Raw genomic sequence first — 12328 nt, 5'->3', positions numbered from 1 at the left:
GAACCCCGCGCCGAGTCGGCGCGTTATGACGAGCCGACTCGACCGGGGTCTGTGTCAGGATGCGCCGACTCGGGCGGGAGCTCGGGCAGGTGGTGGCCGAACGGGACCCGCTCGACCTGCCCCAGCGCGGCGAGGACGGAGGGCAGCATCGCCTTCGCGGTGCGCTTGTAGCCCATGGCGCTGGGGTGGAAGTGGTCGATGGCGAACATCTCGTCGGGGTTCGTGATGAAGAACGGGCCGACCACCTCGGAGAGCGAGACGACGTGGGCGCCCTTGGCCAGCGCGGTCTCCCGCTGCCCCTCGGCCAGCTGCTTGGCGATCCTGCGCCCGAGCGAGCGCAGCGGCTGCGGCAGCGGTCGGACCGCACCGACGTCGGGGCACGTCCCGACCACCACCTCGGCGCCACGCTCCCGCAGCGCGTCGATGATCTCCCCCAGCACCCGGGTGGAGTCCTTCTGCGGGACCCGGTGGGTGACGTCGTTGCCGCCGACGATGACCACCGCGACGTCGGGTCGGTAGCGCTCCGGAAGCGACTCGAGCTGAGCGGGAACCATCGAGGTCTCGGCCCCGACCACGGCGGCCGTACGCAGCCGCACCGGCCTCTGCAGGACCTTCGCCGTACCCTTGGCGAGCCGTGCGCCGAGCGTGCCGCCGCGGGTCTCCGCACCCAGCCCGGCGGCGATCGAGTCGCCGAGGACGAGGAGCTCCACCGGCGTACCGCCGTAGGTCTTCTTGTAGACCTTGTCGGCGTAGATCGCCTCCTCGCCGAGCGGCTTGCCGATCACGTCGCGTGCATGCGCCGCCTGTCTCTTCAGCAACGTCACGAACCCGGCACCGGCCGCCGCCCCCACCACGCCGATCGCGCCGGCGACTCCGGCGGTCGCGGCGACCACACCGAGCCATCTGGCCTCTTCACTCGTCTTCGCGCTGCTCACATTTCTTATCTGTAGCGCACGAGTGTGAACGCGAGGGTTCCTTCGTCAAGGTATGCAGGTCAAGGGCCACATCCCGCGCGGAACTCCGCCGGGGATGTGAGCCTTCGTCTGCATACCGTGACGAAGGGACAAGCCCTACGCCTGCGAGAGCCCGGCTTCCTCGAAGGAGTCGTAGTTGGGGGCGATGGTGGCGCGGGGACCGACGATGCCGCTGATCGCGTCGAGCGTCTTGAGGCCGTGGCCGGTGTTGATGATCACCGTCTCCAGGCTCGGGTCCAGAGCGCCGGTCTCGACGAGCTTCTTGGTGACCGCGAGCGTGGTGCCGCCGGCGGTCTCGGTGAAGATGCCCTCGGTGCGGGCCAGGAGCACGATCGCGGCGCGGATCTCGTCGTCGGTGACCTCCTCGACGGCGCCACCGGAGGAGCGGGTGGCGTCGAGGACGTAGATGCCGTCGGCGGGGTTGCCGATGGCCAGCGACTTGGCGATCGTGTCGGGCTTGACCGGGCGGATGGCGTCGACGCCGGCCTTGAACGCGGTCGCGACCGGGTTGCAGCCGGTCGCCTGGGCGCCGAAGATCCGGTAGGGCTTCTCCTCGACCAGACCGAGCTTGATCAGCTCCTTGAAGGCCTTGTCGACCTTGGTCAGCTGGGATCCGGAGGCCACCGGGATGACGATCTGGTCGGGCAGGCGCCAGCCGAGCTGCTCGGCGATCTCGAAGCCGAGCGTCTTGGAGCCCTCGGCGTAGAAGGGACGTACGTTGACGTTCACGAACGCCCAGCCGTCCTCCTCCGCCGCGATCTCCTGGGCGAGCTTGTTGACGTCGTCGTAGTTGCCGTCGACGGCGATCAGGTTGTCGGTGAAGATCGCGGAGTTGACCTGCTTGGGCTGCTCGAGGTTGCTCGGGATGAAGACCGCTGTCGGGATGCCCGCCCGCGCCCCGGCCGCCGCCACCGCGTTGGCCAGGTTGCCGGTGCTCGGGCAGGCGAAGACCTTGGCGTCGAGCTCACGGGCGGCGCTCAGCGCACAGGCGACCACGCGGTCCTTGAAGGAGTTGGTCGGGTTGGTCGAGTCGTCCTTCACCCAGATCTTCTCGATGCCGAGCTCCTTGGCGAGGTTCTTCGCGTCCAGGAGCCGGGTGAAGCCGGGCTCGGTGTTGGGGCTCTGCTCGATGTCGTCGGGCACCGGCAGCAGCGCCTTGTAGCGCCAGATGTTGCGGGGTCCGGCCTCGATCTCCTCACGGGTCACGGCCGGGAAGTCATAGGCCACCTCCAGTGGCCCGAAACACTCCGGACAGGCGTAATGCGGTCCGAGCTCGACCTGGTTGCCGCACTCTCGGCACGAGAGTGCCGATGCGTTCCCGAACGCGCCCTCGCGCAGACCGTTCTTCTCCTCGGTTGCAGCGCTCATGAGAAACCTCCTCCTCATCTTCCCCGATCACGTCTCTCGCGCCGGGCCGGAATTAGCACCTGCTCCGCTACCCGCCCTGGCATGGGAGGAGGCTCGCGGTCGGTTGCCGGGACTTCACTGGGCCGTTCCCTCAGTCCCTCTCGATGAGCAGTAGCGATCGTACGGCAGGTATCCGGCACCAAACACATCCGGGTTCCACTCCGCGGACCACATGTCCGCTATCTGGACGGCGGTCAGCGGGCGCGGAGGCGGCGCAGCATCCGGGCGTCGTCGAAGCCCACCGCTCGGGCGGCCGACTCCATGGTGGTGCCCGCGGCCAGCAGATGGTCGGCGCGCTCACGCCGAAGCGCCTGCTGGTAGCGGAGCGGGGTGAGACCGGTCGCGCTCACGAAGGCGCGGGTCAGGGTGCGCTCGCTCACCCCCGCGCCCTCGGCAAGGACGGCGAGCGGGAGCGCCTCGGCGAACCGGCCGTCGATCACGTCCTGCACGTGGTGGACGGTGTCGTCGAGATGGTTCCGGTGGCGCAGCAGGACGCTCTCCTGCGGCTGGTCGCCGTTGCGCCGCGCGTAGACGACCATGTCTCGGGCGACACGAGCCGCCAGCGCCGGTCCGTGGCGCATCGCGAGCAGGTGCAGGCTCAGGTCGATGCCACTGGCGATGCCGGCCGACGTCACGATCCGGTCATCGCTGGTGAAGAGCACGTCGCGCACCACCCGGGCCTTCGGATAGCGGCTGGACAGCGCGTCCTGGAGGTCGTGATGGGTGGTGCAGAGACGGCCGTCGAGGAGACCCGCCTGGCCGAGGGCATCGGCGCCGGCGCAGACGCTCGCCACCTCGCCCCCGGCCGCATGATGGGCACGCAGCCGCTCGACTGTCTCCCGGGAGAGCCGAGGGCCGGCGACGAGGTCGTACGCCGCCCGCCACCCCGGCACGAGGAGCAGGTCGCCGGGGTCGAGGTCCGGCCACTCCGCGGTGACCGACAGCGGCAGCCCCTGGGCCGAGACCACCTCCCCCGGCTCGGCGCCCGCGACGTAGACGAGGTCGTAGGGGTGCCCCAGGTTGCCAGCGGTGTGGAACGCCTGTGCCGGCCCGGCGAGGTCGAGCAGATGTACGCCAGGCAGCAGCACGAACACGACCTTGCTCATGCCGCCACACCCGTTGAGGAGAAGAAAGGATACGGATGTGACGGCATCATGATCACATTGATCGCTCGCTGGCGCTCGCTCACGCCGCAGATGCTGCCACAGCCTCCAGATCGGCGATGGTCACGATCTCGGCAAACCGGCCGCTGAGCACGAGTTTCGTACGCTCCACGACCTCCTCCGCGGACAGGCCTCCCAGCGGCTCGGTGGTCACCGCGTCGGCGACATAGGTGACCCGGTAGCCGAGGTCGGAGCCGATCCGGGCGCTGGTCTCGACACACTGCTCGGCACGGATCCCGCAGACCACGAGCTCGGTGATCCCGTGCTCGGTCAGCACCTGCTGCAGGTTGGTCGTGGTGAACGCGTTGTGCGAGGTCTTGCGCACCTCGACGTCACCCGACTGCGGGCCGCTCAGCCCTTCCAGGTAGCGCACATGGCCCGAGGCCGGGTCGAACGCACCACCGCTGCCGGGCTCGGTGTGCAGCACCCAGACGACCAGGTCTCCGGCGGCACGCGCGAGGCTCACCAGCCGGTCTGCGCGCTCGGCGATATCGGGATGGAGGGTCTGGTCCCACAATTCCTGCTGACGAAAGGATTCCTGGATGTCGATGACGAGAAGGGCTCGGTTGCTCATGCCTCCAGTGTGCGAGCTGCCCGCTCGATGCACGAGGCATCAAGCGGGCAGCATCCGGAACGATCCGGTCAGGCAGCGGCAACCGAGCTGGCCGTGCTGGCACCCCCGGCCACGGGCGCGAGGGCGCCGCGTACGACATCCCTGACATCACTCACCAGATTGATCTTCAGCGCCTGCTTCACCTCGTCGGGCACCTCGTCCAGATCGGGCTCGTTGCGCTGCGGCACGAAGACCTCGGTCAGACCGGCCCGCTGGGCGGCGAGCAGCTTCTGCTTGAGGCCGCCGATGGGCAGCACCCGGCCGGAGAGCGAGACCTCGCCGGTCATGCCGACCTCGCTGCGTACCGGGCGTCCGGTCGCGAGCGAGGTGAGCGCGGTGACCATGGTGATGCCGGCGCTCGGGCCGTCCTTGGGCACCGCACCGGCGGGCACGTGAACGTGGAGCGAGCGGTCCAGCACCGCCGGGTCCACCCCGAGCTCGGCCGCGTGCGAGCGGACGAAGGAGAGCGCGATCTGCGCGGACTCCTTCATCACCTCACCGAGCTGGCCGGTGATGTTCAGGCCGGTCTGCCCGTCGGCAGCGGACGCCTCGATGAAGAGCACGTCCCCACCCAGGCCGGTCACGGCCAGCCCGGTGGCGACCCCCGGGACCGACGTACGCTCCGCCGACTCCGGCGTGAACCGCGGCCGTCCGACGAGGTCCTTGAGGTTGTCCAGGTCGACGTCGACATGCTCGGCCCCGGTGGCCAAACGTGTCGCCGCCTTGCGCAGCGCCTTGGCGAGGAGCCGCTCGAGCTGGCGTACGCCTGCCTCGCGGGTGTAGTTGGCAGCCAGCTCACGCAGCGCGTCGTCGGCGACGCTCACCTCGTCCGCGGTGACCGCGGCGCGCTCGAGCTGCCGGGGCAGCAGGAAGTCGCGGGCGATGGCTACCTTGTCGTCCTCGGTGTAGCCGTCGATGGTGACCAGCTCCATCCGGTCCAGCAGGGCGCTCGGGATCTGCTCCACGACGTTGGCCGTCGCGATGAACAGGACGTCGGAGAGGTCCAGGTCGAGCTCGAGGTAGTGGTCGCGGAAGGTGTGGTTCTGCGCCGGGTCGAGCACCTCCAGCAGCGCCGCGGCAGGATCGCCCCGGTAGTCGGAGCCGACCTTGTCGACCTCGTCGAGGAGCACGACCGGGTTCATCGAGCCGGCCTCCTTGATGGCCCGCACGATCCGCCCCGGGAGCGCGCCGACGTAGGTGCGCCGGTGACCGCGGATCTCGGCCTCGTCACGGACACCGCCCAGCGCGACCCGGACGAACTTCCGTCCGAGCGAGCGCGCGACCGACTCACCGAGCGAGGTCTTGCCGACTCCAGGCGGGCCGGCGAGCAGCACCACGGCGCCCGAGCCTCGGCCGCCGATGACCTGCAGCCCACGCTCGGCGCGACGGGTCCTGACCGCCAGGTACTCCACGATCCGGTCCTTGACCTCGTCGAGGCCGTGGTGGTCGGCGTCGAGCACCTCCCGAGCAGCGACCACGTCGGTGGAGTCCTCCGTGGTCACGCCCCAGGGCAGCTCCAGCACGGTGTCCAGCCAGGTGCGGATCCAGGCGGTCTCGGGGTTCTGCTCCGAACCACGCTCGAGCTTGTCGACCTCGCGCAGCGCGGCCTCGCGTACGGCCTCGGGCAGGTCGGCTGCCTCGACCCGGGCCCGGTAGTCGTCGGACCCCTCGGGCTCGCCCTCGCCGAGCTCCTTGCGGATCGCGGCGAGCTGCTGGCGCAGCAGGAACTCCCGCTGTGTCTTCTCCATGCCCTCACGTACGTCCTCGGCGATCTTGTCGCTGACCTCGGACTCCGCGATGTTGTCCTTGGCCCAGGCGATCACCTTCTCCAGCCGCTCCTCGACCGACGGCGTCTCCAGCAGCTCGCGCTTGGCCTCGTCGTCGAGGTAGGGCGCGTAGCCGGCGGTGTCGGCGATCTCGGACGGCTCGGTGAGCCGGTTGACCTGGTCGATGACCGGCCAGGCCTCACGACGCTGCAGCACGGCGACGACCAGCCGCTTGTACTCCTCGGCCAGCTCCTTCGCGTGCTCCGTCGTGGTCTCCTCGGCCGCCTCGACCTCGACCCACAGCGCAGCACCGGGTCCGGTCACACCGGAGCCGATCTTCGCGCGGCCGACGGCCCTCAGCACCGCCGCGGGCTCACCGCCCCGGAATCGGCCGACACGCTCGATCGTGGCGACAGCGCCGTACGTCGCATACCGGTCCCCCAGCCGCGGCGCGACCAGCAGCCGGCTCTCCGAGCCGGCCCGGGCGGCGTCGATCGCAGCCTGCGCGGCCTCGTCGAGCTCGATCGGCACGACCATCCCCGGCAGGACCACGGCATCCGAGACGAACAGCACAGGAAGCTTGTCCATTGCGGACCCTCCTAGAAAAGTTGAGTGATACCGGCTCAACTCCCGAGGGTAACCGGATGTTCCCTCCGGTTATCGTGTTCGCTGTCAGCGGACGCAGTGCTACCCCTGGCGCGCCTCGTCGGTCAGCTCACGCAGAAGCTCCAGCACACCGTCCGGACCCGCCACCTCGACGTCGGCCAGCCCGGCGAGCGGACCCCGGTCGGGTCCAGCGTGGGAGTAGACGAGCACCGTCGGCGACCCGGTCGCCTTTCCCCAGGCACGCACCGCCTCGAACGCCTCGACGTCCCCCAGGTCGTCGCCACCGAACAGGATCGCGCCGGGCGAGACCTCCTCCACCAAGGTGGAGATCGCGTGGCCCTTGTGCATGCCGGGGGCACGCACCTCGATGACCTGCTTGCCGGGCTCGATGACGAGCCCGTGCTCGCCGGCCAGCTCGGTCAGCGGCGGGAGCAGACGCGCGGCGAGGCCGTCGGGGTCGGGGAACCGGCGGGTGTGCACCCCGACGGCGAGACCCTTCTCCTCGATATAGGCGTCCTGCGCACCGTGCGCGGAGAGCACCGCGGGCAGCGCCGCCTCGAACGCGGCCAGCCCTTCCGGCGGCGGCGGGCCGACGACGACCCGGTCGGCGCCGCTCCAGCGCTCGTTGCCGTACTGACCGAACACGTACAGCTCCTTGCCCAGCTCCCCCAGCGCGTCGGCGATCGCGTCCAGCCCGCCCAGCTCGACGACCTGTCCGGCGGGTCGGCCGGTGACGATGGCCAGCGCCTTGACCCGGGACGCGAGCGCGATCAGGACCTCCGCCGCGTCCGGATGGATCCGAGCCGAAGCCGGGTCCTCCACGATCGGGGAGAGCGTCCCGTCGAAGTCGAGACCGACGAGAGTCTCGGCGGCAGCAGCCGCGATCGCGGCGTACTTCTGCTCTCCTGCGGTGCCGTCAGGCTGGAGTTCGGCCATGGCTCAACTGTGACACGGCCACGACCTACGAGCCGACCGGGCGAGCACGGCCGTGTGGCAGATCACACACCATCGAGAACGGCCGGAAAGCCTCAGAGAGCACCGGTCAGGACGACCGTCAACCGGTCGCCCTTCATCGAGCCTTCGACCGAGACATGGGTGCGTTTGACGCCGAGGTCATCGGCCAGCTGGTACGGGGGCGGATTCTCGCCACCCGCTGAGATCGATTCGACCTGGATTTCGTTGCATCGAGGTTCATCATGTCTCGCCAAGCAGCTGTAGGAGATCGAGGAGTTCGCCTTCCGAGACCTCACCGTCCAACACGTCCCCGATCTCGTCCAGCCTTGAAACCGCCTCCGAGATCGCGTCCTCCCACGCCTCCTCGAAGTCGATCTCGACGGGACGGATCGGCCCAGGCGAGCGATTCGCGACGAACCCGGCGCTTACAAAGGAAGCCCACGCCTGCACCGATTCTGGCCGGTGAACGCCATCAATTAGGCCGCGGATCAGCGAGACGGCTGCCGTTCGCGGGACAACTAGGGGCGTCCCCAGCGCATCCGCCGCTGCGAGGACTTCTTCGTGCGTAGCCGACCCGATGTCGCTCATTGGGCCGGGGTCTCCTGTGATCACCTCGGCGAGTGCAACTGCTAGCGCAGTGTTAGCGGACCTCACTGGAGAAACTTCCGTTCGATGAACCCGTCAGGTCCGATGGTGTCCTTGTATCGACTGACGATGTTGCCGCTGCGATCGATCTCTTGGACGTAGAGTTTCCCGTAACCCGGATTGTTGGCCGGAGAGAAGAACTGGAGGCGATATCCGCCTCCAGGGAGGCCGACCGCTTGGAAGTCCTGACTCTTCGCGGTCGCGCCACGGAAGAAGCGGTTCCCGACACCCGCGAGATCTCCAGGAAGCCCTTCCCGCGCCGCTGCCCTGCTTCCGAACCTCAGGGTCTCGGGAACGGCGTTTGCGGCCTCGTCACGCGCTTGGTTGATGATCTGCACGAGCCGCTCGACCTGGACCCGCGCAACCGCCACGACCTGGACACTGGCGGCGTACGGAAAGCTGTAGCGACCGCCCCGACTACCGAGGGCGGCCTTCTTCTGCTGCTCGACCGCGACGAAGCGGGCACCAGCACCAGGGGCGGAGCAGCTCATGGTGCCTTCGGCTGAGCCGCCAGAGACGCCGAGCGAGCCAGATGTGCTGCAGGAACCGGCGGCACCGCCGTCGATCGTGAAGCTGGCGGTCATGTTGGCGGTGACCTGGCCGCCGGTGATGCGCGACTGCGCCCCGGAGCTCAGGGTGCCATGGATGTTTGCGGTAGCCGTGCAGCCGCCGGCGCTGCACTGCACGTTCCCGTCGAGGTTGGCGTTGAAGGTGACGCCGGTGTCGACCGCTTTGGAGAGTTGAGAGGTTTCCTTCTCCATATCGGCGTACATCGGGTCGGCCTCGGCCGGGGGGACCGGATCGAGTTCCATCCCTTCGCCCGCCAGGCTCATGGGGTCGACGCCATCAGACCCCGCCGGGCCCGACACGTACGCCACCGTCTTGACCCCGTCGCCAGCGACCGCGGGGGCGCCGACCGTCCGAGAGCCCGCAGGGGGTTCGACGCCGAGCAGCTGATGTGGTTTCGCACTGGTGATCAACAGGTCACCCGTGGGCGTCGAGGCCCGCAGCGCCTTGACCCCGGCGTACGTCTCGACGTCCGCGGGACCCTCCGGAAGGTCGTCGGCACGTGCTCGCGACAGTGCACGCGAAAGGCTGGCGGCCAGGTCCTTCGGCGAAGCGAACATGTCGACGACCCGTGCCAGGTCGGCCGACTCGTCGCCCGTCATCCACGGCTGCTTCGCCGCGTCCCCGGTGGTTGCGCGATAGAACAGCGTGTCGTCGACCGAGAGCAGCTTGACCGGTCCGGTGATCTGGTCGCCGGCCGGCGTGGTGAGGTAGGAGAACGCGCCGCCCTCGGCCTGCCCCATCCGCATCCCGCCCTGCGTGACGGTCAACGACTTCACCGTGGTGTCGGCGACGGCCACGTCCTTGTAGACGATGCCCTCCGCCTCGCCGAGCTCAGCGATCGCCTCGGTGAACGGCTTCTTCTCCTCGTCGCCATCGCCCTGCTGGGTCACCCACACCGCGACACCGACGACGCCGGCCAGCATCACCAGGCATACCGAGAGCAAGGCCGCGATGATCGCGACGACCCGGCCGGGACTCCTCGGCTTCGCTTGCGGCGCAGGAAGCTGTGGCGGCATGGGCTGGTCGGTCATCGGCTCTTCCAATCCGAGTGGTCGGAGCATCTCGCCCGGCAAAAGGCGCCCCAAGTAGACCAGTGGATCGCATGACCTGTCGCGGGATTACGGAATCGTCTTCCGACAACATCAGTACGGCCCGGCGTCACCCGCCCGGAATCACGTTGACAAGCGGCTCAGAGACCACCGGTCAGGACGACCGTCAACCGGTCGCCCTTCATCGAGCCTTCGACCGACACATGGGTGCGTTTGATGCCGAGGTCATCGGCGAGCTGCTGGCCCTCGCGCTTCATCTCGCCCGGGTAGTAGACGGTGTTCTCCGGGACCGAGCCCATCCAGTTGTCCTCGCCGACGACGTTCCAGCCGACCGTGGTCGCCTTCGCCGCGACGTCGCTGGCAAGGCCACCGATGTTGGACTGGTTGTAGACCTCGACGCTGACCTTGGCACGATCGACGGGCGAGGGCTCGGCCTTGGCCGGCTTCTTCTCCTCGGTCTTGGCCGGCTTCGGCTTCGCCGACGCCGAGGGAGACGGAGTGCCCCCTGCCTGGGCGATCTTCTCGCCCCCGTCATCAGAACCCCCGGTGATCCAGAAGACGACCACCGCGGCGACGACAGCAACCACGCTCAGCGCGATGACGGGTGTGGGAAGCGCGACGCCACGCTCACCCTTCGAAGGACGTACGCAGCCGGTCATTCAGACCTCGAAACCGAGCCGTCTCGCCGAGCGCTGACGCTGCCGGGCCGCGCGGAGCCGTCGCAGGCGGCGTACCAGCAGGGGGTCGGCCTCGAGGGCCTCCGGCTTGTCGATGAGAGCGTTGAGCACCTGGTAGTAACGGGTGGCGGACATGTTGAACGCCTCGCGCACGGCGGCTTCCTTGGCTCCGGCGTACTTCCACCACTGACGCTCGAAGTCGAGGATCTGCTTGTCACGTTCGCTGAGGCTCGCGGGGTCCTCGCCTGGGCCTGTGACCTGCACGTTGACAGCGCTCATTCCTCGTCCCCCGGTGTCGTCTGCATCTGACCACACCCTAACGCGCCGAACTACACCGCTGTGGTTCACCCTGTCGGCGTGTTACTCGACAGGTATTCCGACCGGAGCCGAAAGTCACGGGTGGAACGACACGGCGCCGAACCTGGCCCCGGTCCATTAGAGTCGGAGATGTGCAGGCTGACCTGGTAATCGTGGCCAACCGGCTTCCCGTCGATCGAGTGGAGATGCCGGACGGCACGAAAGCGTGGCGACGCTCCCCAGGAGGCCTGGTCAGCGCCCTCGAACCCGTCCTGCGCGCCAACGACGGCGTCTGGATCGGCTGGCCCGGCGGCACCGACGAGGACCTCGAGCCGTTCGAGGACGACGGGCTCCACCTGTTGCCGATGACGATGACCGCCGAGGACATCCGGGAGCACTACGAGGGCTTCTCCAACGGCACCCTGTGGCCGCTCTACCACGACGTCGTGGCCAAGCCGGAGTTCCACCGCGAGTGGTGGGACGGCTACCAGCGCGTCAACCGCAGGTTCGCCGAGAAGTGCGCCGAGGTCGCCGCGAAGGGCGCGACCGTCTGGGTCCAGGACTACCAGCTCCAGCTGGTCCCGCAGATGCTGCGCGAGCTCCGCCCCGACCTGCGCATCGGCTTCTACCTGCACATCCCGTTCCCTCCGGCCGAGCTCTTCCAGCAGGTCCCCTGGCGCCGCCAGCTCCTCGAGGGCCTGCTCGGCGCCGACCTCGTCGGCTTCCAGCTCCCCCAGGCAGCCCAGAACTTCGTCCGCCTGGTGCGTCAGCGCGTCGGCCACAAGACCCATCGCGACCTGGTCTATCTCCCCGACGGGCGCACCGTGCACGCGGCCGCCTTCCCGATCTCGATCGACTTCCTCGGCTTCGACGAGATGGCCCACGACGAGGCCATCAACCAGCGCGCCAAGGAGATCCGCCAGCAGCTCGGCGACCCGAAGAAGATCCTGCTCGGCGTCGACCGGCTCGACTACACCAAGGGCATCTACGCCAGGCTGCGCGCCTACGGCGAGATGATCCGCGACACCGAGCTCGACGTCGAGGACGCCATCTTCGTCCAGGTGGCGGTGCCCTCTCGCGAGCGCGTCGAGCAGTACCGCAAGCTCCGCGACGACATCGACCGCCTCGTCGGCCGCCTCAACGGCGACCTCGGCCGCATCGGCCGACCCGCGATCTCCTACCTCCACACGAGCCTCCCCCGGGCGGAGATGGCCGCGCTCTACCGCGCCGCCGACATCATGGTCGTCACCCCCTACCGCGACGGCATGAACCTGGTCGCGAAGGAGTACGTCGCCTGCCGCTACGAGGACGACGGCGCCCTCGTGCTCTCCGAGTTCGCCGGCGCGGCCGAGGAGCTGCGCCAGGCCTGGCTCGTCAACCCCTACGACATCAACGGGATGAAGGCCGCGCTGCTCGAGGCCTACCAGGCCGAGCCGAAGGAGCTCACCCGCCGGATGAAGGCGATGCGCAAGCAGGTCGCCGCCCGGGACGTACGCCACTGGGCCGACACCTTCCTCGAAGAGCTCGCCGCCGTGGATGGCAGCCACACCAAGAACGTGCTTCCGCCCAACGCCCACTGAGGGCTGCCTGGTGGCTAGAGTCGAGCC

The 12328-nt window shown here is 68.9% G+C and carries 11 protein-coding genes and 1 riboswitch; of the genes, 1 reads left to right on the top strand and 10 read right to left on the bottom strand.

Annotated elements, in window-relative coordinates:
- Nucleotides 1–23: 23 nt before the first annotated feature.
- The 10 genes from ACFV9G_RS02780 to ACFV9G_RS02735 all read right to left on the bottom strand — a co-directional run bounded on the left by ACFV9G_RS02780 (nucleotide 24) and on the right by ACFV9G_RS02735 (nucleotide 10703).
- Nucleotides 24–935, bottom strand: coding sequence for an SGNH/GDSL hydrolase family protein (locus ACFV9G_RS02780; protein ID WP_378724694.1), 912 nt, complete (start codon nucleotides 933–935; stop codon nucleotides 24–26).
- Nucleotides 936–1070: 135 nt separating this feature from the next.
- On the bottom strand, nucleotides 1071–2342 hold the full coding sequence (gene thrC, locus ACFV9G_RS02775; RefSeq protein WP_378724690.1) for a threonine synthase: 1272 nt from the start codon (nucleotides 2340–2342) through the stop codon (nucleotides 1071–1073).
- Nucleotides 2343–2353: 11 nt separating this feature from the next.
- Nucleotides 2354–2492, bottom strand: a riboswitch (SAM riboswitch).
- 83 nt (nucleotides 2493–2575) lie between these two features.
- Nucleotides 2576–3487, bottom strand: coding sequence for a GlxA family transcriptional regulator (locus ACFV9G_RS02770; RefSeq protein WP_378724688.1), 912 nt, complete (start codon nucleotides 3485–3487; stop codon nucleotides 2576–2578).
- Between the two features lie 79 nt (nucleotides 3488–3566).
- Nucleotides 3567–4118, bottom strand: a complete 552-nt coding sequence (locus ACFV9G_RS02765; protein WP_378724686.1) for an isochorismatase family protein — start codon at nucleotides 4116–4118, stop codon at nucleotides 3567–3569.
- A gap of 68 nt (nucleotides 4119–4186) precedes the next feature.
- Nucleotides 4187–6511, bottom strand: a complete 2325-nt coding sequence (gene lon / locus ACFV9G_RS02760) for an endopeptidase La (RefSeq protein ID WP_378724685.1) — start codon at nucleotides 6509–6511, stop codon at nucleotides 4187–4189.
- Between the two features lie 99 nt (nucleotides 6512–6610).
- Nucleotides 6611–7465 carry a trehalose-phosphatase gene (gene otsB, locus ACFV9G_RS02755; protein ID WP_378724683.1) on the bottom strand — a complete coding sequence of 285 codons (855 nt, stop codon included), beginning with the start codon at nucleotides 7463–7465 and terminating at the stop codon, nucleotides 6611–6613.
- Between the two features lie 258 nt (nucleotides 7466–7723).
- Nucleotides 7724–8071, bottom strand: coding sequence for a hypothetical protein (locus ACFV9G_RS02750; RefSeq protein ID WP_378724681.1), 348 nt, complete (start codon nucleotides 8069–8071; stop codon nucleotides 7724–7726).
- Nucleotides 8072–8133: 62 nt separating this feature from the next.
- Nucleotides 8134–9729: a hypothetical protein gene (locus tag ACFV9G_RS02745; RefSeq protein ID WP_378724680.1), complete on the bottom strand. Its 1596-nt coding sequence runs from the start codon at nucleotides 9727–9729 to the stop codon at nucleotides 8134–8136.
- Between the two features lie 158 nt (nucleotides 9730–9887).
- On the bottom strand, nucleotides 9888–10406 hold the full coding sequence (locus ACFV9G_RS02740; protein WP_378724679.1) for a LytR C-terminal domain-containing protein: 519 nt from the start codon (nucleotides 10404–10406) through the stop codon (nucleotides 9888–9890).
- On the bottom strand, nucleotides 10407–10703 hold the full coding sequence (locus tag ACFV9G_RS02735) for a DUF3263 domain-containing protein (RefSeq protein WP_091046051.1): 297 nt from the start codon (nucleotides 10701–10703) through the stop codon (nucleotides 10407–10409). It abuts the gene before it with no gap.
- A 170-nt stretch (nucleotides 10704–10873) separates the two neighbouring features.
- On the opposite strand from ACFV9G_RS02735, the gene ACFV9G_RS02730 reads away from it, so the two are divergent.
- Nucleotides 10874–12301 (top strand): trehalose-6-phosphate synthase, encoded by a 1428-nt coding sequence (locus tag ACFV9G_RS02730; protein WP_378724677.1) that lies wholly within the window; start codon nucleotides 10874–10876, stop codon nucleotides 12299–12301.
- Nucleotides 12302–12328: the final 27 nt, after the last annotated feature.

This window comes from Nocardioides sp. NPDC059952 (assembly GCF_042730435.1).
Taxonomy (GTDB): Bacteria; Actinomycetota; Actinomycetes; order Propionibacteriales; family Nocardioidaceae; genus Nocardioides.
This window is presented reverse-complemented; position numbering and strand designations above follow the sequence as displayed.

Bases quoted from the DNA above. Each gene is read 5' to 3' on its own strand.
- ACFV9G_RS02735 (WP_091046051.1), bottom strand. From the start codon at position 10,703: ATGAGCGCTGTCAACGTGCAGGTCACAGGCCCAGGCGAGGACCCCGCG.
- thrC (WP_378724690.1), bottom strand. From the start codon at position 2,342: ATGAGCGCTGCAACCGAGGAGAAGAACGGTCTGCGCGAGGGCGCGTTC.
- ACFV9G_RS02750 (WP_378724681.1), bottom strand. From the start codon at position 8,071: ATGAGCGACATCGGGTCGGCTACGCACGAAGAAGTCCTCGCAGCGGCG.
- ACFV9G_RS02740 (WP_378724679.1), bottom strand. From the start codon at position 10,406: ATGACCGGCTGCGTACGTCCTTCGAAGGGTGAGCGTGGCGTCGCGCTT.
- ACFV9G_RS02765 (WP_378724686.1), bottom strand. From the start codon at position 4,118: ATGAGCAACCGAGCCCTTCTCGTCATCGACATCCAGGAATCCTTTCGT.
- lon (WP_378724685.1), bottom strand. From the start codon at position 6,511: ATGGACAAGCTTCCTGTGCTGTTCGTCTCGGATGCCGTGGTCCTGCCG.
- otsB (WP_378724683.1), bottom strand. From the start codon at position 7,465: ATGGCCGAACTCCAGCCTGACGGCACCGCAGGAGAGCAGAAGTACGCC.
- ACFV9G_RS02745 (WP_378724680.1), bottom strand. From the start codon at position 9,729: ATGACCGACCAGCCCATGCCGCCACAGCTTCCTGCGCCGCAAGCGAAG.
- ACFV9G_RS02770 (WP_378724688.1), bottom strand. From the start codon at position 3,487: ATGAGCAAGGTCGTGTTCGTGCTGCTGCCTGGCGTACATCTGCTCGAC.